This window comes from Kitasatospora sp. NPDC004272, assembly GCF_053603035.1.
In genome coordinates, this window is the sequence record NZ_JBSGET010000054.1 from 26,681 (window position 1) to 47,974 (window position 21,294).

The 21,294-nt window shown below is 75.0% G+C and carries 25 protein-coding genes; 12 read left to right on the forward strand and 13 right to left on the reverse strand.

Annotation, left to right across the window (positions count from 1 at the left end):
* Positions 1 to 267: 267 nt before the first annotated feature.
* Positions 268 to 1,521 carry a glycosyltransferase gene (locus ACWEO5_RS18340; RefSeq protein ID WP_452163342.1) on the forward strand — a complete coding sequence of 418 codons (1,254 nt, stop codon included), beginning with the start codon at positions 268 to 270 and terminating at the stop codon, positions 1,519 to 1,521.
* Between the two features lie 72 nt (positions 1,522 to 1,593).
* The gene (locus tag ACWEO5_RS18345; RefSeq protein WP_452163343.1) at positions 1,594 to 2,541 is read left to right on the forward strand and encodes an SGNH/GDSL hydrolase family protein; all 948 of its coding nucleotides are present in this window, start codon (positions 1,594 to 1,596) and stop codon (positions 2,539 to 2,541) included.
* Between the two features lie 12 nt (positions 2,542 to 2,553).
* Here the strand turns inward: ACWEO5_RS18345 and ACWEO5_RS18350 are convergent, their stop codons facing one another.
* Positions 2,554 to 3,069: a GNAT family N-acetyltransferase gene (locus tag ACWEO5_RS18350; protein WP_452163344.1), complete on the reverse strand. Its 516-nt coding sequence runs from the start codon at positions 3,067 to 3,069 to the stop codon at positions 2,554 to 2,556.
* Positions 3,070 to 3,153: 84 nt separating this feature from the next.
* Complete coding sequence (locus ACWEO5_RS18355; protein WP_344554628.1) at positions 3,154 to 4,014, reverse strand: SDR family oxidoreductase; 861 nt, start codon at positions 4,012 to 4,014, stop codon at positions 3,154 to 3,156.
* A gap of 89 nt (positions 4,015 to 4,103) precedes the next feature.
* Here ACWEO5_RS18355 and ACWEO5_RS18360 point away from each other — a divergent pair, with 89 nt between their 5' ends.
* Positions 4,104 to 4,838 (forward strand): TetR/AcrR family transcriptional regulator, encoded by a 735-nt coding sequence (locus ACWEO5_RS18360; RefSeq protein WP_452163345.1) that lies wholly within the window; start codon positions 4,104 to 4,106, stop codon positions 4,836 to 4,838.
* 117 nt (positions 4,839 to 4,955) lie between these two features.
* On the opposite strand, the gene ACWEO5_RS18365 is transcribed toward ACWEO5_RS18360, so the two are convergent.
* Positions 4,956 to 5,492 (reverse strand): GNAT family N-acetyltransferase, encoded by a 537-nt coding sequence (locus ACWEO5_RS18365; protein WP_452163346.1) that lies wholly within the window; start codon positions 5,490 to 5,492, stop codon positions 4,956 to 4,958.
* Positions 5,493 to 5,701: 209 nt separating this feature from the next.
* Between ACWEO5_RS18365 and ACWEO5_RS18370 the strand changes: the two genes are divergently transcribed.
* Positions 5,702 to 6,571: an NAD(P)-dependent oxidoreductase gene (locus ACWEO5_RS18370; protein WP_452163347.1), complete on the forward strand. Its 870-nt coding sequence runs from the start codon at positions 5,702 to 5,704 to the stop codon at positions 6,569 to 6,571.
* 82 nt (positions 6,572 to 6,653) lie between these two features.
* Here the strand turns inward: ACWEO5_RS18370 and ACWEO5_RS18375 are convergent, their stop codons facing one another.
* Complete coding sequence (locus ACWEO5_RS18375) at positions 6,654 to 7,628, reverse strand: serine hydrolase (protein ID WP_452163348.1); 975 nt, start codon at positions 7,626 to 7,628, stop codon at positions 6,654 to 6,656.
* 32 nt (positions 7,629 to 7,660) lie between these two features.
* Complete coding sequence (locus ACWEO5_RS18380; RefSeq protein ID WP_452163349.1) at positions 7,661 to 8,584, reverse strand: SMP-30/gluconolactonase/LRE family protein; 924 nt, start codon at positions 8,582 to 8,584, stop codon at positions 7,661 to 7,663.
* 635 nt (positions 8,585 to 9,219) lie between these two features.
* On the opposite strand from ACWEO5_RS18380, the gene ACWEO5_RS18385 reads away from it, so the two are divergent.
* From ACWEO5_RS18385 to ACWEO5_RS18395, 3 genes are all read left to right on the forward strand, one after another.
* Positions 9,220 to 10,272: an SPFH domain-containing protein gene (locus ACWEO5_RS18385; RefSeq protein WP_344554634.1), complete on the forward strand. Its 1,053-nt coding sequence runs from the start codon at positions 9,220 to 9,222 to the stop codon at positions 10,270 to 10,272.
* The gene (locus ACWEO5_RS18390; RefSeq protein ID WP_344554635.1) at positions 10,269 to 11,168 is read left to right on the forward strand and encodes an NAD(+)/NADH kinase; all 900 of its coding nucleotides are present in this window, start codon (positions 10,269 to 10,271) and stop codon (positions 11,166 to 11,168) included. Before ACWEO5_RS18385 ends, ACWEO5_RS18390 begins: the two co-directional genes overlap by 4 nt.
* Positions 11,169 to 11,264: 96 nt before the next feature.
* Positions 11,265 to 11,495: a DUF6296 family protein gene (locus tag ACWEO5_RS18395; RefSeq protein ID WP_452163350.1), complete on the forward strand. Its 231-nt coding sequence runs from the start codon at positions 11,265 to 11,267 to the stop codon at positions 11,493 to 11,495.
* 94 nt (positions 11,496 to 11,589) lie between these two features.
* Here ACWEO5_RS18395 and ACWEO5_RS18400 read toward each other — a convergent pair whose 3' ends face one another.
* Together ACWEO5_RS18400 and ACWEO5_RS18405 are read right to left on the reverse strand one after the other, a co-directional pair.
* Positions 11,590 to 12,585 (reverse strand): aldo/keto reductase, encoded by a 996-nt coding sequence (locus tag ACWEO5_RS18400; protein ID WP_344554637.1) that lies wholly within the window; start codon positions 12,583 to 12,585, stop codon positions 11,590 to 11,592.
* Positions 12,586 to 12,778: 193 nt separating this feature from the next.
* The gene (locus ACWEO5_RS18405; RefSeq protein WP_123564260.1) at positions 12,779 to 13,354 is read right to left on the reverse strand and encodes a TerD family protein; all 576 of its coding nucleotides are present in this window, start codon (positions 13,352 to 13,354) and stop codon (positions 12,779 to 12,781) included.
* 280 nt (positions 13,355 to 13,634) lie between these two features.
* Between ACWEO5_RS18405 and ACWEO5_RS18410 the strand changes: the two genes are divergently transcribed.
* Positions 13,635 to 13,997 (forward strand): UBP-type zinc finger domain-containing protein, encoded by a 363-nt coding sequence (locus ACWEO5_RS18410; RefSeq protein WP_344554638.1) that lies wholly within the window; start codon positions 13,635 to 13,637, stop codon positions 13,995 to 13,997.
* Positions 13,998 to 14,010: 13 nt separating this feature from the next.
* On the opposite strand, the gene ACWEO5_RS18415 is transcribed toward ACWEO5_RS18410, so the two are convergent.
* Positions 14,011 to 14,214: a DUF6126 family protein gene (locus ACWEO5_RS18415; RefSeq protein WP_452163351.1), complete on the reverse strand. Its 204-nt coding sequence runs from the start codon at positions 14,212 to 14,214 to the stop codon at positions 14,011 to 14,013.
* A gap of 171 nt (positions 14,215 to 14,385) precedes the next feature.
* Between ACWEO5_RS18415 and ACWEO5_RS18420 the strand changes: the two genes are divergently transcribed.
* Positions 14,386 to 15,168, forward strand: a complete 783-nt coding sequence (locus tag ACWEO5_RS18420) for an SGNH/GDSL hydrolase family protein (RefSeq protein WP_452163352.1) — start codon at positions 14,386 to 14,388, stop codon at positions 15,166 to 15,168.
* An 87-nt stretch (positions 15,169 to 15,255) separates the two neighbouring features.
* Here the strand turns inward: ACWEO5_RS18420 and ACWEO5_RS18425 are convergent, their stop codons facing one another.
* Entirely contained in the window at positions 15,256 to 15,666 is a 411-nt protein-coding gene (locus tag ACWEO5_RS18425; RefSeq protein WP_344554641.1) for an organic hydroperoxide resistance protein, read from the reverse strand.
* 186 nt (positions 15,667 to 15,852) lie between these two features.
* Here ACWEO5_RS18425 and ACWEO5_RS18430 point away from each other — a divergent pair, with 186 nt between their 5' ends.
* Complete coding sequence (locus ACWEO5_RS18430) at positions 15,853 to 16,335, forward strand: MarR family winged helix-turn-helix transcriptional regulator (protein WP_452163353.1); 483 nt, start codon at positions 15,853 to 15,855, stop codon at positions 16,333 to 16,335.
* Between the two features lie 73 nt (positions 16,336 to 16,408).
* Here ACWEO5_RS18430 and ACWEO5_RS18435 read toward each other — a convergent pair whose 3' ends face one another.
* On the reverse strand, positions 16,409 to 16,678 hold the full coding sequence (locus ACWEO5_RS18435) for a DUF2630 family protein (protein WP_344554643.1): 270 nt from the start codon (positions 16,676 to 16,678) through the stop codon (positions 16,409 to 16,411).
* Positions 16,679 to 16,859: 181 nt separating this feature from the next.
* On the opposite strand from ACWEO5_RS18435, the gene ACWEO5_RS18440 reads away from it, so the two are divergent.
* Positions 16,860 to 17,249, forward strand: coding sequence for an SCO5389 family protein (locus ACWEO5_RS18440; protein WP_452163354.1), 390 nt, complete (start codon positions 16,860 to 16,862; stop codon positions 17,247 to 17,249).
* 167 nt (positions 17,250 to 17,416) lie between these two features.
* On the opposite strand, the gene ACWEO5_RS18445 is transcribed toward ACWEO5_RS18440, so the two are convergent.
* On the reverse strand, positions 17,417 to 18,856 hold the full coding sequence (locus ACWEO5_RS18445; RefSeq protein WP_452163355.1) for an MFS transporter: 1,440 nt from the start codon (positions 18,854 to 18,856) through the stop codon (positions 17,417 to 17,419).
* A 434-nt stretch (positions 18,857 to 19,290) separates the two neighbouring features.
* Between ACWEO5_RS18445 and ACWEO5_RS18450 the strand changes: the two genes are divergently transcribed.
* Positions 19,291 to 19,869: a TetR/AcrR family transcriptional regulator gene (locus ACWEO5_RS18450; protein WP_452163356.1), complete on the forward strand. Its 579-nt coding sequence runs from the start codon at positions 19,291 to 19,293 to the stop codon at positions 19,867 to 19,869.
* A gap of 4 nt (positions 19,870 to 19,873) precedes the next feature.
* On the opposite strand, the gene ACWEO5_RS18455 is transcribed toward ACWEO5_RS18450, so the two are convergent.
* Both ACWEO5_RS18455 and ACWEO5_RS18460 read right to left on the reverse strand, forming a co-directional pair.
* Complete coding sequence (locus ACWEO5_RS18455; protein WP_452163357.1) at positions 19,874 to 20,476, reverse strand: TIGR03086 family metal-binding protein; 603 nt, start codon at positions 20,474 to 20,476, stop codon at positions 19,874 to 19,876.
* Between the two features lie 64 nt (positions 20,477 to 20,540).
* Entirely contained in the window at positions 20,541 to 21,107 is a 567-nt protein-coding gene (locus tag ACWEO5_RS18460) for a DJ-1/PfpI family protein (protein WP_344554648.1), read from the reverse strand.
* Positions 21,108 to 21,294 lie beyond the last annotated feature (187 nt).

Below are 21,294 nucleotides of genomic sequence, written 5' to 3' on the forward strand. Positions count from 1 at the left end.
GGCCTCCCCCCGGGTCGCCGCCCCGGCACTCGCCGAACCGGCCCCCATCGCCACCGCCACCAGCGCCGTCGACCCGTCCCCGATCCCCGCTCCGGCCGCACCCGTACCCGCACCCGCACCCGCGTCCGCACCCACCGGGCAGCCGCTCCTCGGCGGCGTCCCGGCCCCCCGCCAGGCCGAGTCCACCGAGTCCGCCGCCCCGCCCACCGGCCCCACCGTCGCCCCCACGCCCTCCCCCGCCCCGCTCTCGGCCGAGGAGCAGCCCGCGTGAAGCGTGACGGAACGGCCGGTGTGGACGGCGGGTTGTGCATCGTCCGGGTGGCGAACTTCGTCACCCCGGTCTCGGGCGGTCTGCGGACGGCGCTGCGGCACCTCGGCGCGGGGTACCTAGCGGCGGGCCACCGGCCGGTGCTGGTGGTGCCGGGCCCGGCCCGCAGCGACGAGTGGACCGAGCAGGGCCGGGTGATCACGCTGCCCGGCCCGCGCGTCCCGGGCACCGGCGGCTACCGGGTGCTCCGTGGCAGGCGCCGACTCGCCGCGCTGCTGGAGGAGTTGGCGCCGGACCGGCTGGAGGTATCGGACCGCACCACGCTGCGCTGGACGGGCGGGTGGGCGCGGGCGCACGGGGTGCGGTCGATGATGGTCTCGCACGAGAGCGCCACCGGCGTGCTCGGCGCCTGGGGCGTGCCGCCCTTCACCGCGCGACGGCTCGCGGACCGGCTCAACTCCCTTACCGCACGGGGCTATGACACGGTGCTGTGCACGACGGCGTGGGCGGCCGGGGAGTTCGAGCGGATCGGTGCCCGCAACGTCGAGCGGGCACCGCTGGGGGTGGACCTGGAGACGATGCGTCCGGAGTGCCACGACCCTTCGCTGCGGGCCGAGTTGGCCGATCCGCAGCAGGTGCTGCTGGTGATGTGCTCCCGGCTCTCCGGGGAGAAGCGGCCCGAGCGGGCCCTGGAGGCGCTGGCCGAGCTGCGTCGCCGGCACCGCGTTCCCGCCGTGCTGGCCGTCGCGGGGACGGGTCCGCTGCGCGGCCGATTGGAACGGCAGGCCCGTCAACTACGGCTCCCGGTAAGGTTCCTGGGACATCTCGCGGAACGTTCCGCAGTGGCGTCCCTGCTGGCCACGGCGGACGCGGTGATCGCTCCGGGCCCGGTGGAGACCTTCGGTCTGGCCGCGCTGGAGACCCTGGCCTGCGGCACTCCCGTCGCGGTCAGCCGATCTTCCGCACTGCCCCAGGTGGTCGGCCGGGCCGGCCTCGCGGCGACCGACACGGGGGCCGGATTCGCCCTCGCGGTGAGGGAGTTGCTGGAACGGCCGGAAGCGGAGCGGCGGGCCGCCGCCCGGGCCAGGGCGGAGGAATTCAGCTGGGGTGCCGCCAGCGCCGCTTTCCTCACCGCCCACCGGGCCCAGCCCACCGCGCCCGCCTCCATGCCCCTCCCCGCCCCGGCCCCCGGCCCCGCTCCCGGTACCACCTCTCCCCCCGGCGCTCCCCGACCGGCCGGCACGGCCGACTGAGACCCCGAATCCCCCCGCTCGCACCGGAGTTCCCCAGTTCCACCACCTTCCCAGCCCCACCGGAGGGACGTGATGACGGTTCGATTCGCTGCGCTCGGCGACTCCCTCACCGAGGGTGTCGGTGATCCGGTGCCAGGGGGGTGGCGGGGTTGGGCGGCACTGCTCGCCCCCGCCCTCTCGCCGGATCCCGTCGAGTTCCGCAACCTCGCCGACAGCGGCGCGCTCAGCCGCGACCTACTGGTCTCCCAACTGCCCACCGCGCTCGCGCTGCGCCCGCAGTACGCGGCGGTGCTGGTCGGCGGGAACGACACCCTGCGGGCCTCCTTCGCCCTGGAGGCCACGGCCCGCCAATTCGCCTCCGCCCTCTCCTCGTTGACGTCCGCCGGGGCGGTCCCGCTGACCGCCTGCCTGCCCGATCCGGGGCGGCTGCTGGGGCTGCCCGCCCCACTGGCCCGACCGCTGGCCCGGCGGATGCGAGGCGTCAACGCGGTGGTGCACGCGCTGTCGGCGCACTACGGGGCGGTGCACCTGCACCTGGCGGAGCTGCCCTGGACGGAGCGGCGGGAACTGCTGAGCGCGGACCGGCTGCATCCGAGCACCGCCGGACACCAGCTGATCGCCCGGGAGTTCCACGCCCTGCTCGCCGGGGGCGGGCACCCGGTCGGGGCGGCGCCCGCCCGGCTCGCGGTCCGGAGGCCCGGTCGCGGGGCCGACCTGTGGTGGATGGCCACCCAGGGCACCCGCTGGGTGGCGGCCCGCTCCACCGACCTGCTGCCCGGGCTGATCGCCCTGGCCGTGCTGGAGGCCCGCCACCTGCTACGCGGCTCGACCGGCCGCCTCGACCGGGCGGAGGCCGACGCCACCGCCGCGATCGTCGCCCGCCTGACCACCGCCACCCACGACCCGGCGCCGAACCGCTCCCCCGCACCCGCACCCGCACCTACACCCACGCCCACGCCCACGCCCACGCCCACGCCCACGCCCACGCCCACGCCCACGCCCACGCCCACCAATGGTTGACCGGCCGGTTCCCTACTCCCCTCCCGGCCCCGCCGCCCCGCCCAGCTCGCGCCGGTACCAGGTGCCGGGCTTGCCGCCGAGGTCCTCCGGGGCGGCGGGACCGACCGGGGCGAAACCCGTCTTGGCCAGCACCCTGCGGGAGGCGGCGTTCCCGGTCGCGGCGGCCGCCAGCAGGGCGGTCAGCCCGTGCCGCGTCCGGGCCAGCCGGCACAGCTCCTCGACGCTCGCGGTGGCCAGGCCCCGTCCGGTGGCGTGCTCGGCGACGCGGTAGCCGAGCTTGGCACTGCGGCCCGCGATGTCGATCAGGTTGAACCTGCCGAGCACCGAGCCGTCCGCGGCGACGAGCAGGTAGCAGGCGCAGTCACCGGCCTCCTGCTCGGCCAGCAGGGCGCGGTACCGGTCCTCGTACTGCGCGAAGAACTCGTCGCCGCGGTCGAAGACGGTGGCCGCGAAGTACCCGCGGTTCTCCGTCTCGAAGGCAAGGACCGCCGGGGCGTGGTCGGGGCGCAACTGCTCCAGTTCGGGCACCGTCCGATGCTAACGGGGCCGCGCGCCACGGTCATTCGGCTTTCCGCCGCGCGCGGCCGGCCACCACCCGGGTCTAGTGCCGCGTCAGGCAGCCCACTCCTGCTCCAGCAGGGCGCGGAAGCCGACGGGCTCCCGGCCGATCAGTTCGGCCAGCGTCGGGTCGACGGCGGCGAACTCGCCGTTCCGGGCCGCGGCGAAGATGCTCAGCATCAGGTCGGCGATCGGGGCGGGGGCGCCGTGCGCCAGGGCCTGCTCGTGGAAGGCTTCGTCGGGGACGACGGTGCGGCCGAAGGGCCGTCCGGTGACCTCGGTCGCCACCCGGGCGACGGAGTCGAAGTCGAGGGCGGCGGGGGCGGTGAGCGGCGGGGTCGGGCCCTCGAAGCGTCCTTCCTCGGTCAGGATCACCGCGGTGGCCTCGGCGAGGTCGTCGTGGCCGGTCCAGGCGACGGGGCCGTCGGCGGGCAGTTCGATGTCGCCGCTGTGGCGGGCGGTCTCCAGGAACCGCAGGGCGCTGGCGGTGTAGAAGCCGTTGCGCAGCGCCGTCCAGGGCCGGCCGGTGGCGCGCAGCAGGTCCTCGGTCCGGGCGTGGTCGCGGCACGCCTCGAAGCGGGAGTCGTGGGCGGCGCCCATCTGGCTGGTGTACAGGATGCGGGCGGCTCCGGCCCGCACGGCCGCGTCGATCGCGGCGCGGTGGCCGCTCACGCACGCCTCGCCCGTGCGGTCGAGGGAGACCAGCAGCACCTGCTCGGCGCCCTCGAAGGCGTGGGCGAGCGAGTCGGGGTCGTCGAAGTCGCCGGGCCGGACGCGGACGCCGCGGTCGGCGAGGTCCTCGGCCTTGCGGGGGTCTCGGACGCTGACGCCGACGCGGTCGGCGGGCAGCCGCTCCAGCAGGCGCTCGACGATGCGGTGGCCGAGTGCGCCGGTGGCTCCGGTCACGATGATCACGGGGTTCTCCCAACCGTGTTTCCAGTGGAATCATCTACACAGTAACACTGGAACTAACGGCGGAACCACAAAATCGATATCATCGATACATGCCTACTCGTGACACGTCCGACAGCCCGCGGCAGCGCATCCTCGAAGCCGCCGTCGAACTGCTGGAGAGCGGCGGCCCCGACGCGATGAGCACCCGCGCGGTCGCCGCCGCGGCCGGGATGCAGCCGCCCGCCATCTACCGGCTCTTCGGCGACAAGGACGGGCTGCTGGAGGCGGTCGCCGAGCACGGCTACGCACAGTTCCTGGAGAGCAAGCGCGCCCAGCTCGACCCCAGCCCGGAGGACCCGGTGGAGGAGCTGCGCCACGGCTGGGACATGGTGGTGGAGTTCGGGGTCTCCCGCCCGGAGCTGTTCGCCGTGATGAGCCGGGCCACCTCCTCGGAGGCGGGCGCGGCGCACCGCGCGGGCCTGGAGATCCTGCACGGCCGGGTGCGCCGGCTGGCGGCCGCGGGATGGCTGCGGGTCGACGAGGAGCTGGCCGCCCAGATCATCCGGGCCACCGGCATGGGCGTGGTGGCCACCTGGCACGCCACCCCCGCGGAGCGCCGCGATCCGGCGCTGCTGACCGTCATGCGCGAGTCCATGATCGCGGCCGTCACCCGCGCCGAACCGGCCGTCCCCGCCGCGGAGTCCGGTCCCGCCCCCGCCGCCCGGGCCCTGCGAGCCGCCCTCCCGGACGGCAGCGGCGCGCTGAGTGACGCCGAACAGCACCTACTGGCCGAGTGGCTCACCCGCCTGGCCGGCGGTGGCACGTCCCAGGCCCGCCCCGCCTGAACTCCCCACCCGAGGTGCCCGCTTGAGACCGGCCCGCAGCCGGCCCGCAGCCCCGACCCGATGCCCTCGACCCGATGTCCTCGACTTGACGCCGCGCCGCCCGGCCCGGGCGTCAGGTCACCAGAGGTCGCCCTCGCGCCAGTCGCACACCAGGTCGGCGGCGGGGTCCAACTCCCTCTCGCCGCCCAGCAGGTAGATCCAGCCGTCCTCCTCGGCGGTGCGCTGCCGCCCGTTCGGGCCGAGCGCCCAGGTGGGTCCGGGCCAGCGGCGCCAGCCCCGGGCGAGGTAGAACGGGACACCGGCCTCGCTGGCCCCGAGCGCGCCGATCTCGTGGGCGACCCGGACGACGCGCTCCGCCTCGTCCATCAACTGCCCGCCGATTCCGCGCCGTTGGTGGTCCCGCCGAACCACCACGCCTTCCAGGTAGCCGGTGCGCAAGATCCGGTCACCGTTCATCAGCCGGCGCTGCACCACGGCGGCGTGCCCGACCAACCGGCCGCCCTCCAGGGCGAGTACGTGCATTCCGCCGAGGCAGTGCGACCAGTCCTCCTCGGTCATGTCGTCCGCGCCGAACACCTCGAACAGCAGCTCCCGGGCCGCCCGCCGGTCCGCCGGATCGAGGTCCGCCGTGTGCACCGTCCGCACCGTCACCATGTCCGGCATCCTCGCAGAGCGGCCGGGTGCGCGGGGCGGCAGCGCGCCGTCCGGGCGGTCCCGGCCGTTCGGACCCCCGCGCCGTAGCATCGTCCCCGGAGCACCGGAACACCGGAGCGCCGGAACGCCGGGCCCCTGAGCACCGGAACGCCGGGCCCGGAGCACCACGGCACCGGACGGGCTCCACCGGGAACTGGGAGGCAGCGCACATGGACGTCGGTTTCATCGGCCTGGGAGGAATGGGCCGGGCGATGGCCCGCCGCCTGCTGGCGGCGGGACACTCGGTGCGGGTGTGGAACCGCTCGCCGGCGCCGGTGGCCGAGCTGGTCGCCGACGGGGCCACCGCCGCCGGAACGCTCGCCGGGGCGTTCGGGGCCCAGGTGGTGGTGTCGATGCTCGCGGACGACCGGGTGGTCGAGAGCCTGCTGCTGGACGAGGGATTGCTGTCGGAGGCGCAGGCCGTCACGCACGTCAACATGGCCACCGTCTCGCCCGCGCTGGCCCGCCGGGCCGCCGAACTGCACGCCCGGCACGGCATCGGGTACGTCGCGGCGCCGGTGCTGGGCCGCACCGATGTCGCGGCGGCCGGGAACCTGAACGTCCTGGCCGCCGGACCGGCCGCCGAACTCGACCGGGTGGCACCGCTGTTCGAGGCGATGGGCCGTCGCACCTGGCCGCTCGGGGAGGATCCGGCGGCCGCCAACGTCGCGAAGATCAGCGCCAACTTCCTGCTGGTGTCGGCGATCGAGGCGTTCTCCGAGGCGGCCGCGCTCGCCGAGGCCAGCGGGCTCGACCCGGCGGCACTGCTCGCCGTGCTCACCGATTCCCTCTTCCCCGGCCCGGTGTACGCCGGCTACGGGGGGATGATCACCCGGCAGTCCTTCGAACCGGCCGGGTTCCGGCTGGCGCTGGGCCTGAAGGACGTCAATCTCGCCCTGGCGGCCGGGAGCGACGCCGAAGTCCCGCTCCCGCTGGCCTCGTTGCTGCGCGACTCGCTGCTCCAGGCGATCGCCCACGGCCACGGCGAGCAGGACCTGGCCGCGATCTCCACCACTTCCCGCACCCGCGCCGGAATCTGACGGTCAGTCAATTCGCTCGGCGCCGGAAGACACCGCGACACGCGCCCCGGCCTGCCCCGGGGCGCGCTCCGCTCCGACGCCCTCACCGCTCCCCCGCCCCGGGGACCGAACCGTCGCCGGTCTCCGGCGCGGTGAGGTCGGGCGTGCCCCGGGGGGTCCTGGTGCGGTCGGCGCCCGCGGGCCCGGCGAGGTCCTGGTGGACCTGCTGGGCGACGCGCTGGATGGTGCCGATGCCGTAGGACTCGGTGGGGTCGTCGTCGGTGAGGACGGCGATCCGGTAGACCCGGTCGGGGGCGGTGAAGATGCCGAGGCTGTGCACCCGCCAGCCGTGCGTGGCCCGTTGCAGCCAGCCGTTCTTGACGTGCGTGGTGACGCCGGGCGGGGCCCCGAACGGCGTGCCCCAGCGCTGGTCCTCCTCGACCTCGGCCATCAACTGCATCCCGTAGTCCCGGTGTTCGGGGGTGAGGACGTCGGAGTCGGCGGTGTAGACGTCCAGTTGCTTCAGTTCGTCACCGGCGGTGACCCGGGTGAGCCCGAAGCCGTCGGTCGACAGGACGGTGTCGCGCATGTCCGCGAGGTCGAGGAAGTGCTGCATCCGGGCCGGGCCGACGTACTTCCACAGCCGGACGGCGGCGTCGTTGTCGGAGCGGGTGATCATCGGCCGCAGGTTCTCCTCCTCGAACGGGGTCAGCGGGCGGCCCTCGTCCTGCGCGATCCTCAGCACCGCGCCCATGATGGTGGCCTTGACGATGCTCGCCGAGTCGAAGTGCCGTGCGGGGTCGAGGAAACAGGACACCCCGGTGCCGGAGTCGCGCACGGCGAGGGCGAGCGTGGACTGCCGCCCCCGGACGGCAGCGGCGATGTCGCGGGCCAGGCGCTCGGCCAGCTCGGGGTGGGTCGCGGAGGAGCAGTGCACGGGCCGCTCGACCGACGGGACGGGGGCCGCCGGGGCGGCGGTCGGGACGAGGGCGAGGGCGGCGGCTGCCGCGAGCACCCCGGCGAGCCTCGTGGCGGCGGGGCGCGGATCGGTGCGGTGACGGGTTGCCGTGGTGGCCATGGTGAACGGGCTCCTGACTCTGCCGGGACGTACTACGACGGGTGCCGGAAGGCGGCGACCCGGGCGGCCTGCGGAACGCCCGGCCCAAGAGCGGACGGACCCGGGACGGCCGGACCCGGGCCCGCCGGACGCGAAACCGCCGGGCCCGCGGGGAAGGGCCGCACGGACACCCGACCCCCGGAAACTGACGGCACCGCAGCCGGCGGCACGGCCACCGCGTAGGGGTGCCGGAGGTGGTCGCCGACCGTGGTCTGCGGCCCGCCGTCGGCCGGCACCCGGACCACGCGGCTGTTGTTGAAGTCGGCGATGTACACGTTGCCCCGCGCGTCCGCGGCCACGCCGGTCGGGAAGTCCAGCCCGGCTCCGACCGTGGTCTGCGGCCCGCCGCCGTGCGGCAGTTCCACCACCCGGTTGTTGTAGGGGTCCGCGACGAACATGTCGCCGGCGCCGTCGAAGGCCAGGCCGGTGGGGTCCGCTACCTGGACCGGCACCTCGCTCTGCGGCCCGCCGTCGGCCGGGACCTCGACCACCCGGTTGTTGTACGGATCGGCGATGTACACGTTGCCCGACGCGTCCAGCGCGACCCCCGTCGGGTTGCCCAGGCCGCTGCCGACGGTCGTCGGCGAACCGCCGTCGGCGGGGATCCTCAGCACCCGCCCGTGGTCGGTGTCGGCGACGTAGAGGGTCCCGGCGCCGTCGACCGCGACGCCGTAGGGGGACTTCAGCTCCACGTCCGGGCGCACGACGGTGTGCCGTCCGGTGCCGGCGGAGACCTTCAGGACGCGGTCGTGGCGGCTGTCGGCGACGTACACGTCTCCCGTGGCGCCGACCGCCACGCCGTTCGGCAGGTCCAGGCCGCGGGCCAGCACCTCCTGCCCGTGGCCCCCGGCCCCCTCCGCCCTGACGACCCGGTCGTTGTAGGTGTCCGCGACGTACACCCCGCCGGACCCCGGCACCCCGGGCCACCCGACGGCGGCCGGAGCAACCGGAACAGCCGGAGCGGCCGGAGCCGTCACGGCCAGGACTGGAGAAGCAGCCAGGACTGGAGAAGCAGCCAGGACGGAAGCACCCAGGACGGAAGCACCCAGGACCGAAGCGGCGAGGACCGAGGCCGCCAGAACGGGCGCCACCCGGAACCCCTCGGCCGAAGCGACCGGCAGCCGGGCCCGGGCGCACCCGTCCGGGGCGGTGGCCAGGGGGCGCGGGGAAGTGCGGGACGGTTTCACGAGCGGCCCTTTCAGGAGGCGGTCGGGCAGCGAAGGCGGTCGGCCCTCGAAGGGCGGCCGGCCCCGAGACGCAGCCGGACCACGGAACCCGCAGCCGCAGCCGCCGAACCCGCCGACCGACCGAAGCAGCGGCGCCCGACCGGACGGCGGCACCCGGCCCGCCCGATCAGCACCCTAGGCCGCCGCCCGCACCCAGTCGGTGCCCCGAACCGCCGTGCCCCGCAAGGCCGCTCGAACGGGCGAAGCGCGCACGGGACCCCGAGCGCGGCCCCGGCCGCCCCCGCACACCCCCTTTTCGTCGCATTGACGACAACTGCCCCCTCCAGTTATCGTCAGTGCGACGAAAAGAAAGGGCACCGACTCCCATGGCCGACATCACCCGCCGCTTCGGCTTCCGCCACCTGCGCTCCGCCCCCACCAGCCACATCCGCCACCTGCGGGGCGGCCAGCTCGCCCACGAGGGCACCGGCCTGGCCTTCTGGTTCCGGCCGCTCACCGCCGCGATCTCCGAAGTGCCGGCAGACGACCGCGAGTTGGCAATGATGTTCCACGCCCGCACCGCGGACTTCCAGGACCTCGCGGTGCAGGCCACCGTGACCTACCGGATCAGCGACCCGACCACCGCCGCCACCCGCCTCGACTTCGGCATCGACCCGGACACCGGCAGCTGGCGCGCCGAACCGCTCGCCCAGCTCGGCACCCTGCTGACCGAGACCGCCCAGCAGCACGCGCTCCAGCTGATCGCCCGCACCCCGCTCGCCGACACCCTGGTCGACGGCGTGACGGCCGTCCGGGCCCGGATCGCCGAGGGCCTGGCCGCCGAACCCCGGCTGGCCGAGATCGGGTTGTCGGTGCTCGCGGTGCGCGTCACCGCCGTCCGGCCGGAGGCCGAGATGGAGCGGGCCCTGCGCACCCCGGCCCGCGAGCAGGTCCAGCAGGAGGCCGACCGGGCCACCTACGAGCGCCGTGCCGTCGCGGTCGAGCGGGAGCGCACGATCGCCGAGAACGAACTCGCCAGCCAGATCGAACTGGCCCGCCGCGAGGAGGAGTTGGTCGAGCAGCAGGGCGCCAATGCCCGGCGCGAGGCCGAGCAGAAGGCCGCCGCGGACGCGGTCCGCACCGACGCGGAGGCGGCCCGCCGCACCCGGATGGCGGTCGCCGAAGCCGAGGCCGCGGGCACGCTGGCCGCCCAACAGGCGGATTCGACACGGGCGTTGGGTGAGGCGAAGGCCGCCGCGGAGGCCGCCTGGCTGGCCGCGCACCAGCAGGCGGGCCCCGAGGTGCTGCGGGCGCTGGCGATGATCCGGCTGGCCGAGCACCTGCCCCGGATCGACAGCATCACCCTCACCCCGGACGTCCTGACCGGCCTGCTGAGCCGCCTCGGCACGCCCAACGCCCCCGAGGGGAACGGGCGGTGAGCCTCGCCCCGCGGGTGGTACTGGTCCACCGGCGCACCGAGTACGAGGAGCTGATCGCCCGGCACGGCACCCGCGGCCAGGCCGAGTTCTTCCTCTCCCGGCGCGGCCGTTCGCTGGCCGAGGCCGAGCGGCGCCACCACCTGACCCGCGGCGCGCTGGCCGAGGTGTCGGCCGCGGTGCCGCTGGACTGGCGCCAGGCCCGGGTGGAGCGCTCCGACCTGGACCGCTTCCTGTTCGGCCCGGAGGACGTGGTCGTGGTGGTCGGCCAGGACGGCCTGGTGGCCAACGCCGCGAAGTACCTGGCGGGGCAGCCGGTGGTCGGCATCGACGCCGAGCCGGGCCGCAACGCGGGCGTGCTGGTCCGGCACCGGGCCGAGCAGGCGAAGGCGCTGCTGCGGGCGGCCGTCCTGCCGGGCGCGGAGCGGCGCCTGGAGCTGCGCACGATGGTGGAGGCGGTCGCGGACGACACCCAGCGGCTGCTCGCGCTGAACGAGGTCTACCTCGGCCAGCCGGGCCACCAGACCGCCCGCTACCGGTTGGCCGCGCCGGGCGGCGCCGCCGAGTCGCAGGCGTCCTCGGGGGTGCTGGTCGGCACCGGCACCGGCGCCACCGGCTGGTGCCGCTCGGCCTGGCTGGAGCGCTCCAGCCGGCTGGACCTGCCCGCGCCGACCGCCCCGCGGCTGTCCTGGTTCGTCCGCGAGGCGTGGCCGTCCCCGGTGACCGGCACCTCCCGCGTGGAGGGCCTGCTGGACGCCGAGCAGCACCTCGCGCTGACCGTCGAGTCCGAACTGCTGGTTGCCTTCGGTGACGGCATCGAGTCGGACGCCCTGCAGCTCACCTGGGGCCAGACCGTCCGGATCGGCCCGGCCGCGCAGCGCCTGCACCTGCTGGTCTGACCGCCCCGCCGCCGCGAGATCACGCGCCCCCGCCCCCGGCCCGCCTACGATGGAACGACGCCCACCCAACGACGCCGACGGGAAGAAGGCCCGGCCATGACCCGACGTTTCGCACTCACGTTCCCCGGGGAGACCGGCGGTCACGCCGAACAGGACGTGGTGGTGGTCGAGGCCACCGGCGCCCGCGGCCCGGGCGGTCACCCGGTGTACGCGGACCCGTCCGGCATCGTGCAGGCCGAGATCAGCGACCTGGGCGAGGTCCGGATGCTGGCCAGCGGCGGCCACCAGACCCCGAACACCCCGCTGCAGGCCGAACCCCTGCCCTGACCACCACCGCCGGCCCCGCCCCCTGGCCCGGAACACGGAGAGCGCCCACCGGCCACCGCCGGTGAGCGCTCCGTGCCGCGACCCGTCGCGGTTCCTACCAGCGCGAGTGCACCTGGGCCCGCAGCCGCCGGTCGTACAGGTCCCGGACGGCCCGCAGGGTCGACTCCGGCAGCGGCGGCAGCGCCATCGTCTCCGCGTTCTTGCGGGCCTGCTCGGGCGTGCGGGCGCCGGGGATGACGGAGCTGACCCCGGGCTGCTGGACGATCCAGCGCAGCGCGGTCTGCGCGGAGGTGGCGCCGGGCGGGGCGAACCGGGCGAACTCGTCGGCGGCCTCGACGCCGGTCTCGAAGTCGATGCCGGAGAAGGTCTCGCCCTGGTCGAACGCGGAGCCGTCCCGGTTGTAGGTGCGGTGGTCGTCCGCGCCGAACAGGGTGTCCTTGGTGTACTTGCCGGACAGCAGGCCGGAGGCCAGCGGCACCCGGGCGATGATGCCGACGCCCGCCTTCTCGGCGGCGGGCAGCACCTCGTCGAGCGGCTTGAGCCGGAACGGGTTGAGGATGATCTGCACGCTGGCGACGCCGGGCCGGGCGATCGCGGTCAGCGCCTCCGCACAGGTCTCCACGCTGACGCCGTACGCGGCGATGACGTCCTCGGCGACCAGGGTGTCGAGCGCGTCGAACACCTCGTCGTCGGAGTAGACGGCGGTGGGCGGACAGTGCAGCTGCACCAGGTCGAGCCGCTCGACGCCCAGGTTGCGGCGCGAACGGTCGGTCCACGCGCGGAAGTTGGCGAGGTTGTAGTTCTCCGGCAGCTGCGGCAGCCGCCGACCGAGCTTGGTGGCGACCGTCAACTCACCGGCGTCGCCGCCCCTTCCGCGCCCCTTCAGGAAACGGCCGATCAACTGCTCGCTGCGGCCGTCGCCGTAGACGTCCGCGGTGTCGAAGAAGGTCACCCCGGCGTCCGCCGCGGCCTCCAGCACCGCGAGCGCGTCGTCCTCCAGCACCACGCCCCAGTCCGCGCCGAGCTGCCACGTTCCGAGACCGATCACCGAGACCGGGCGCCCGGTCCTGCCAAGTACACGCTGTTCCATGCGCCGAGCCTGCCACAGTCCGGCGCGCCGTTCGAACGCCGACACTCCCCGGGCGCCGACACTCCCCGGGCCCGGACGAACGGCAGCCGGGCGGCGGCGCCGACGACGGGAACGGCACCGGCGGCGGGGACGGCGCGGGCCGCCCCGCTGCCCGGAGGCGTCGGGGCGGCCCGGGCCGCGACCTGAGCGGACGTCAGACGTTGACGCCGTAGTCGAGCGCGATGCCGCGCAGGCCGGAGGCGTAGCCCTGGCCGATCGCGCGGAACTTCCACTCGCTGCCGTAGCGGTACAGCTCGCCGAAGACCATCGCGGTCTCGGTCGAGGCGTCCTCGGAGAGGTCGTAGCGGGCGACCTCGCTGCCGTCGGCCTCGTTGAGGACCCGGATGAACGCGTTGCGGACCTGGCCGAAACTCTGGTGCCGGTTCTCCGCGTCGTAGATGGAGACCGGAAAGACCACCTTGGCGACCTGCGGCGGAACGGCCGTCAGGTCGACCTTGATCTGCTCGTCGTCACCGTCGCCGCCACCGGTCAGGTTGTCGCCGCTGTGCTCGACCGAGCCCTCGGGGCTGCGCAGGTTGTTGTAGAAGACGAAGTGCTGGTCGCTGAGCACCCGGCCGGCCTCGCTGCAGAGCAGCGCGCTGGCGTCCAGGTCGAAGTCGGCGCCCGTGGTGGCCCGGACGTCCCAGCCCAGGCCGACGATGACGTTGGTGAGCCCCGGGGCCTCCTTCGTCAGCGAGACGTTTCCGCCCTTGGCGAGCGAGACTCCCATGTGTGCCCTCCTGTGGTTTCCCCGTACCGGGCCCGGCAGTTCGGCCGGTTCGGCGCGGCGGCCGTCGCCCGGCCCCTCGATCGGGCCCGGGCCCGAGCTGAATCTACAGCACTGTAGATCAGGACGGAATCCGCCTCCGCACCCCCGGCCCCACCGGTCATCCTTCCCCCGGGAGCGGCCCGTCACCCCGCCCGGGAGCGCCCCGTCACCCCGTCGCGCCGGACCGGCTTCCGCCGCGCGGCCGCCGCACCGGGCATACCCTGGCCGAGGAGGTGCCACGATGAGCGACGACACGACGATCCCCGGTATCGACCCCGCCGTCCCGCCGAGCGGGGACGGCTGTGTGGAGTGCCTGGCGGGCGAGGGCCAGGGCTGGTGGTTCCACCTGCGCCGGTGCACCGCCTGCGGGCACATCGGATGCTGTGACTCCTCCCCGTCCCAGCACGCCACCGCGCACGCCCGATCGGCCGGGCACCCGTTCCTCACCAGCTTCGAACCCGGCGAGGACTGGTTCTGGAACATCGAGACCGAGCAGTTCTACGAGGGCCCGCCGCTGACCGGCCCGACCGCCCACCCCGTCACCCAGCCCGCCCCGGGCCCGGCCGGGCACGTCCCGGTCGACTGGCAGCAGCGCCTGCGCTGAGCGCCCCCGCAGGTCAGTGGCGGCCGCCGACCGCGAACAGCAGGATCACGAACCCGGCGAACAGGTGCGTCCCGGCGATGTAGATCAGCGCCCGGACCAGCATCTGCTTGCGGCGCGAACTCTCCTCGCGCACCCCGTCGCCGACCACCGGCGCCTGCCCGACCGCCGGCGCCGGCCCGACCACCGCCGCTTCCCCGCCCACCGCTTCGCCGGTCACGGCCGTCCTCCTGTCCGCTGCTGCCCTGCTGCCGCTCTGCTGCGCCGCCGGGTCGTGCAACCGCCCGGAACACTTGCAGGGTACCGATCGCGCGCCCGTGGCGGAGATCACGCTGCGCCACGGGGCACCTACGGTGGCGTAAGTCACTTCACAAGGTAAAGCATCTCCTGCATGGCCGACTATCAGGAGACCCCCGACCTCAGTTCCTACGCGGCCCTCGGTGACAGCTTCACCGAGGGCCTCAACGACCCCGGGCCCGACGGCCAGTTCGCCGGCTGGGCCGACCGCCTGGCCGGGATGCTGGCCGCGCGCCGGGCGGAGCACGACTTCCGGTACGCCAACCTGGCCGTCCGCGGCCGACTGCTGGACCAGGTCGTCGCCGAGCAGGTCCCCCGGGTGCGCGCACTACGGCCCGACCTGGTGACCCTGTGCGCGGGCGGCAACGACATCCTGCGCCCGGGCAGCGACCCGGACCTGATCGCCGAGCACTTCGAGGCGGCCGTCCTGGAGCTGCGCGAGAGCGCCGGAACGGTGCTGATCTGCACCGGCTTCGACACCCGCAACGTCCCGGTGCTGCGCCACCTGCGCGGCAAGATCGCCACGTACAACGCGCACCTGCGGGCGATCGCCGACCGCAACGGGCTGGCGGTCGCCGACCTGTGGTCGCTGCGCGCGGTGCACGACCGGCGGGCCTGGTCCGAGGACCGGCTGCACCTGTCGCCGGAGGGCCACCAGCGGGTGGCGCTGCTGGCGGCGCGCGCGCTCGGCCTGCCGGTGGACGCGGACCCGGAGGCCGCCTGGCCGCCCGTGCCCGCCCTCACGGCGGCCGACCAGCGCCGGGAGAACCTGCAGTGGGCGCGCACCTTCCTGCTGCCCTGGGTGGGGCGCCGGCTGCGCGGCGAGTCCTCCGGCGACCACGTGGAGGCCAAGCGCCCGGAGCTGCTCCCGCTCTGAGCCCCGCCCCCGGGAGCACAGCACTGCGGGCCGCTCCACCCCCATGTGGACCGGCCCGCAGACCCCAACCGAGACCCCTGCCTCGCCCTATTCGACGACCAGCTCCACCGGAACGTTCCCGGCGGTGGCCCTGGAGTAGGGGCAGACCTGGTGGGCCTGCTTGACCAGCAGCTCACCGGCCTCGCCGGCCAGCGACTCCGGCAGCTCGACCCGCAGGACGACGGAGAGGCCGAAGCCGCCCTCGTCCTTGCCGATGGTGACCTCGGCGGTCACCGAGACGTCCGAGACGTCCACCTTCTGCTGCCGGGAGACCACGCCCAGCGCGCTGGCGAAGCAGGCCGCGTACCCGGCCGCGAACAGCTGCTCGGGGTTGGTGCCCTCGCCGTCGCCGCCCAGCGCGGGCGGCGGGGAGAGCTTGAGGTCGAGCCGGCCGTCCGAGCTGACGGCCCGGCCCTCCCGGCCGTTGGCGGTGGCGACTGCGGTGTAGAGCGGGTTCATCGCGGTGTTCTCCTCACGTCTGCTGCCTGATCCGTTTCCGGCCGTCCGTCGGCGCCGGGGCCCGGTCTCCCGTCGGCGGTGCGCCTCCGTACGGTTCCGGGCCCCGGGGCCGCCTCGGCCCGCCCACAACTACAGCACACAATTCAATTGCGCACAACTGAATGGGCCGCTTGCTACCCTGGGGCCATGACCTGGCACGGTGAGACCCCCCGCACCCCCGGCGGCGAGGACGCGGACCTGCTCCTGCTCGACCAGCAGATCTGCTTCTCGCTGAACGCCGCCTCCCGCGCGTTCGGCGGCGTCTACCGCACCGCGCTCAAGGACCTCGGCCTCACCTACCCGCAGTACCTGGTGATGCTGGTGCTCTGGGAGGACGGGGCACTGCCGGTCAAGCAGCTCGGCGAGCGCCTGCGGCTGGACTCCGGCACCCTCTCCCCGCTGCTCAAGCGGCTGGAGGCAGCCGGCCTGGTGGTGCGCGAGCGCAGCCCGGAGGACGAGCGCTCGGTGATCGTCAGCACCACCCCGGCCGGGCGCGAACTGCGCGAGGGCGCGCTGAGCGTCCCGCGCCGGATCCTGGCCGCCGCCGGACTGCCGCTGGACGACCTGCGCGCCCTGCGCGAGCTGCTCGGCCGCGTCACGGCCAACCTGGACGCCGCCACCGGGGCCTGACACTCCCCGGCCGTGCCCCCGCGGCCCGCACGGTCGCGCCGCGCCGCCGCACCCTCCGCGCCGCGCCGCCGCGCTACGACTCGTAGCGCTCGACCTCGTCCACGCTGCGCACGCTCGCCCCGTCGGGGTCGTCGCCCGCGCGGACCCGGGCGCGGCGCTGGCGCAGCAGGTCCCAGCACTGGTCGAGCTGCTCCTCGATGTCCTTGAGCTCGCGGTGCTCGGTGGACTCGTCGATGCGGCCCTCGGCGAGGGCGGCGCGCAGGCCGCGCTCGGCCTCGACCATCTCGCTGATCCGCTCCAGGATGCGGCGGTCGGTACCGCCGGTGCCGCTCTGCTCACTCATCGGGGTCTCCTCGCGGTCGTCTGCCACCCACTCTAGGAAGGCCCGGTGGCGGCCGCGAGCCGGGCGGCACGGGGGTGCCGCGCCGAACGGGGGAGCGTAATTGACAGTGCGTCAGGAGAAGGACAGGATCACTTGTTGAAAACGACTTCCACTACCACTAGACCGGAAGGTCCGATCCGCCATGTCGCTGGACGTCTCCCCCACCCTGCTGGCCCTGGCCGAGCGCGACGAGGTCGCCGACGCCGACTTCCTCGCCACCGTCCGCACCTCACTGCCCTACGCCTACCGGCTGGTCAACGACCTGACGGCCGAACTCGCGGTCACCGAAGCCGAGTTCGCCGACAACACGGTGGCGCCGAGCGAGGCCGAGCGGGCGCAGCTGCTCCGGGCGCTGGCCAGCGACTCGATCCGCGGCGCCCTGGAGCGGCACTTCTCGGTGAAGCTGGCCTTCCAGAACTGCCACCGGCTGGCGGCCTTCCACCCGCACGCCGAACACACCGACGCCTACCGGAAGTTCACCTCGCCCCGGGCCCAACTGCTGAACCAGTCGCCGGAACTGCGCGACTGCTGAGGCCGGCCGGACCCCGCCGGCCGGACCCCGCCGGTCGGGCCCTACCGGTCGGGCCCTACCGGCCGGGCCCGGCCGCACGGCCCCGGAAGCCGCCGGGCCGGGCGACGCGCACGCGCGTGCCACCCGGCCCGGTACCCGTCGGTCCCCACCCGCGGACCCGCGGGGGCTCACCCGCCGACCGCCTCCCGGGGGAGCCCGGAGCGCTCGACCGCCGAACCCTCCACCGGTGCGGGGGCGGCGGGGCGCCGGGTCGGGACGAGCAGCGCGGCCAGCGCGGCGGCCAGGCAGAACGCGGCCAGCAGGGCGAAGCCGTGGGTGTAGCCGGACTCGGCGGGGTGCCCGTCGGCCTGCAGGTGGCCGGTGACCAGGCCGGTCATCAGCGCGGCGCCCATCGAGCCGCCGATGGTGCGGATGTTGGCGTTCATGCCGGTGGCGGCGCCGGTCTGGGCGGCGGGGACGGCCTGCACGATGAGGTTGCTCATCGAGGCGAAGGCCAGTCCGATGCCGAGGCCGAACACGCCCGCGGCGATCGCGACGTCCGCGGGGGTGCCGTGCCGGGCGGCGAGCAGCGCGCAGGCGACGGAGCCGAGCAGGGCGCCGGCGACCAGCTGGGCCTTGGCGGGGAAGCGCCCGGCCAGGCGGCCGCCGAGCACGCCGGCCACGAACATGGCGGCGACCATCGGCAGCATCAGCAGTCCGGCGCCGGTGACGCTGGAGCCGAAGCCGTACCCGGCACTGGAGGGCATCTGCACGAAGCCGGGCAGGAAGGCCCAGACCGCGTACATGCCGCCGCCGAACAGCAGGGCCGCGGTGTTGGTGGTCCACACGGCGGGCAGCCGCATCACCCGCAGGTCGATCAGCGGGTTGCGGGAGCGGGACTCGTTGAACGCCCAGGCGGCGAACAGCACGACGGCGACGGCGAGCAGGCCGAGCACCTTGGTCGAGGCCCAGCCCCACTGGGAGGCCTGGCTGACCGGCAGCAGCAGCGCGACCAGCCAGCCGGAGAGCAGCACGGAGGAGAACCAGTCGACGCTGCCCTCGCTGCGGCTGGGCGACTCGGGGACGTAGCGGTGGGCGAGCAGGACGGTGCCGGCGACCACGATGACGGGCAGCCAGAACAGCCAGCGGTAGTTGAAGGCGCCGACGATCGGGCCGGCCAGGACCATGCCCAGGCCGCTGCCGACGGCGATCACCGCGGACATGTTGCTGATGCCGCCGGAGACCCGCGCGGGCGGGAACTCGTCGCGGATGATGCCGAAGGAGAGCGGGAACAGCGCGCCGGCGATGCCCTGGATCACCCGGGCGACGATCAGCACCGTGATGTTCGGCGCGAGCGCGGCGACCAGGCAGCCGACCAGCAGCGCGACCAGGGCGGCGACCAGGGTGCGCTTCTTGCCGACCAGGTCGCCGACCCGGCCGAGGATCGGGGTGAAGACCGAGGCGGAGAGCAGGTACGCGGTCATCACCCAGGTGACGGTGGACTGCGTGGTGTGCATCTCCTCCTGGACGATCGGGAGGGCGGGCGTGATCAGCGACTGCAGCAGCGCGTACACGCCGGCGCCGACGGCGAGCACGCCGAAGGTCAGGCGGGGGGATTGGCGGTTCATCGAACCCTCTCGGGACTCGGGGCGGGCGCGCGGGGAACGGGGCGCGCGCCACGGCAGGAGAACGGGCGCCGGTCGAACCCGGCCCGAACGGCGCGTCGGCGCCGCCGGGCCGTGACGGCCGGGCGCGGATCTGGTGGTGCGGTGCGCGAGTGCGGTGCGCGTGGTGGCCGTACGGTCACCCGGCGTCGTCGGGCGGGCGGAGGGTACGGCGGAACGGCCGGCCCGCCGGTACGCGACGGGCCGAAGTCGGGGCCCCGGTGCTAAAGTCGAGGCGTGCCTCCAGATTAGCGGAGGCGCACCTCCGGTTCAATCCGGTTTCCGGATTCCCCGGGCCGCCGTCGAACGGCGCCCGGACCAGCACCGCCGAACAGCACCCCGGCCGTCCGCGCACCACCCCCGCCCGCCCGTCCGGAAACGTCGAGAACGAGGTCCCCGTGCCGGATCAGATCGTGGTGAGCGAGTTCCTCGCCGCCCAGCGCCCGCGCCGCGCGGACGCCGCCCGCAACTTCGACGCGCTGCTCGTCGCCGCCCGCGAGGCCTTCGCCGAGCACGGCTCCGAAGCCTCCCTGGAGGACATCGCCCGGCGGGCCGGCGTCGGCATCGGCACCCTCTACCGGAACTTCCCCACCCGCCGGCACCTGTTCGAGGCGGTCTACGCCTCCGAGGTCGAGGACCTCGACCGGATCGCCCAGCAGGTCGCCGACCTGCCGCCGTGGGAGGCGCTGACCACCTGGCTGCGCCGGTTCGTCGAGTACGCGGTGACCAAGCGGGCGATCCGGGAGGCGCTGGCCGGCGAGGAGTCGGAGGTCTTCCACGCCTGCCGGCAGTCCATGTACGCCGGGGGCACCCCGCTGGTCCTGCGCGCCCAGGCGGCCGGCGAGGTGCGTCCCGACATGGACATCGACGACCTGCTGCGGATGGTCTCCGGCATCACCTCGGTGGCGTTCCCCGAGGAGGGGCAGCGCGATCACGTCCTGGCCATCGCCCTGGACGGGGTGCGCGCCCGCCGCTGAGGGTCTAGCGGCCCAGCGGGTGCGCGGGGTCGCGGCCGACCAGGCCCAGCAGCCGGGTCGCGGCGTCCGCGTCGGCCGGGACGGGCACCGCCTCGGCGAACAGCCCGGAGGCGGCCAACCCGTCGGCCTGCGGGGCGAGTTCGGCGAGCGCGAACTCGGCGGCGGCCGGGTCGATCGTGGCGTCGGCGCCGATCCCCTGGGCCAGGTCCCAGCCGTGCACGACCGCGTCCACGGTCATCTCGCGGGCGTACCCGGCGGCCCGCCGCGCGCCGTACGACAGGTGCACGGTGCGCTCCAGCGCGCCCGGCGCGGCGAACGCGGCCCGGGCGGCGTCGGCGGCGGCCGTCCAGGCGGCGACCGGGTCGTCGCCCAGCACGTCGCCGTCGAAGCGGTCGCCGACCTCGGCGACGGTGGCCCCGGAGAGCAGCGCGGGCACCCAGAGCTGCTCGGAGGTCAGGTGGCCGACCAGCTGGCGCACCGTCCAGTCCGTGCACGGAGTGGGCGCCCGCCAGCCGTCGTCGGGCACGGACCGGACCAGCGCGCCGAAGCGCTCCAGCGCCCGGGCGTGCAGCGCGAGCAGGGCCGGTCCGTCGAGGTGTGCTGCCATGGGGTACACGCTTGCCCGCCCGGGGCCGGGCGGGCAAGCCGACACCCCGTGCCGCGTCCGGCGGTTACTCGACCGGGGCCTTCTCGCGCAGCAGCTTGACGAACGCCCGCATCCAGGACGGGTGGTCCGGCCAGGCCCGGGCCGAGACCACGACGCCGTCCACCACCGCGTCCCCGTCCACGAAGTCCGCGCCGCCCGCCGCCACGTCCGGCTCCAGCGCCGGGTACGCGGCGGTGCGCCGCCCGGCCAGCGAGCCGGTCCGCAGGGTGATCAGCGGGCCGTGGCAGATCTGCGCGAGCGGCTTGTCCTCCTCGACGAACGCGGCGACGATCCGCTGCACCTGCGGGTCGTTGCGCAGGTACTCGGGCGCCCGGCCGCCGGGCAGCACCAGCGCGACGTACTGCGCCGGGTCGACGTCCTCGAACGCCAGGTCGGCGGGCCAGGTGTACCCGGCCTTCTCGGTGTATGTGTCGTACCCCGGGACGAAGTCGTGCACCACGAACTGCAGGGTCTTCTTGGTCGGCGCGGCGATGTCGACCTCGTAGCCCTCCTCCAGCAGCCGCTGGTACGGGTAGAACACCTCCAGCGACTCCGCCGCGTCACCGGTGATGATCAGGATCTTCGCTGCCATCCGGGGATTCCGTCCCTTCTTCGTGCCTGGCACCGCCCGGCCCCCGCGGGGTCGGGCGCAGCCCACCCTGCCCGCTGACGCCGCGTCAATCAAGGGGCGCGCACGGCGCGCCGCGGCCCGGGGGCGCGGGGCCCCCCCCCCCCCCCCCCCCCGCCCCCCGCCCGCGCCGCCCGCCGCCGCCGCCGGC

Coding starts and splice junctions, on each gene's coding strand:
- ACWEO5_RS18345 (WP_452163343.1), top strand. CDS start 1,594: ATGACGGTTCGATTCGCTGCGCTCGGCGACTCCCTCACCGAGGGTGTC.
- ACWEO5_RS18360 (WP_452163345.1), top strand. CDS start 4,104: ATGCCTACTCGTGACACGTCCGACAGCCCGCGGCAGCGCATCCTCGAA.
- ACWEO5_RS18365 (WP_452163346.1), bottom strand. CDS start 5,492: ATGGTGACGGTGCGGACGGTGCACACGGCGGACCTCGATCCGGCGGAC.
- ACWEO5_RS18370 (WP_452163347.1), top strand. CDS start 5,702: ATGGACGTCGGTTTCATCGGCCTGGGAGGAATGGGCCGGGCGATGGCC.
- ACWEO5_RS18375 (WP_452163348.1), bottom strand. CDS start 7,628: ATGGCCACCACGGCAACCCGTCACCGCACCGATCCGCGCCCCGCCGCC.
- ACWEO5_RS18385 (WP_344554634.1), top strand. CDS start 9,220: ATGGCCGACATCACCCGCCGCTTCGGCTTCCGCCACCTGCGCTCCGCC.
- ACWEO5_RS18395 (WP_452163350.1), top strand. CDS start 11,265: ATGACCCGACGTTTCGCACTCACGTTCCCCGGGGAGACCGGCGGTCAC.
- ACWEO5_RS18400 (WP_344554637.1), bottom strand. CDS start 12,585: ATGGAACAGCGTGTACTTGGCAGGACCGGGCGCCCGGTCTCGGTGATC.
- ACWEO5_RS18405 (WP_123564260.1), bottom strand. CDS start 13,354: ATGGGAGTCTCGCTCGCCAAGGGCGGAAACGTCTCGCTGACGAAGGAG.
- ACWEO5_RS18410 (WP_344554638.1), top strand. CDS start 13,635: ATGAGCGACGACACGACGATCCCCGGTATCGACCCCGCCGTCCCGCCG.
- ACWEO5_RS18420 (WP_452163352.1), top strand. CDS start 14,386: ATGGCCGACTATCAGGAGACCCCCGACCTCAGTTCCTACGCGGCCCTC.
- ACWEO5_RS18425 (WP_344554641.1), bottom strand. CDS start 15,666: ATGAACCCGCTCTACACCGCAGTCGCCACCGCCAACGGCCGGGAGGGC.
- ACWEO5_RS18430 (WP_452163353.1), top strand. CDS start 15,853: ATGACCTGGCACGGTGAGACCCCCCGCACCCCCGGCGGCGAGGACGCG.
- ACWEO5_RS18435 (WP_344554643.1), bottom strand. CDS start 16,678: ATGAGTGAGCAGAGCGGCACCGGCGGTACCGACCGCCGCATCCTGGAG.
- ACWEO5_RS18440 (WP_452163354.1), top strand. CDS start 16,860: ATGTCGCTGGACGTCTCCCCCACCCTGCTGGCCCTGGCCGAGCGCGAC.
- ACWEO5_RS18445 (WP_452163355.1), bottom strand. CDS start 18,856: ATGAACCGCCAATCCCCCCGCCTGACCTTCGGCGTGCTCGCCGTCGGC.
- ACWEO5_RS18455 (WP_452163357.1), bottom strand. CDS start 20,476: ATGGCAGCACACCTCGACGGACCGGCCCTGCTCGCGCTGCACGCCCGG.
- ACWEO5_RS18460 (WP_344554648.1), bottom strand. CDS start 21,107: ATGGCAGCGAAGATCCTGATCATCACCGGTGACGCGGCGGAGTCGCTG.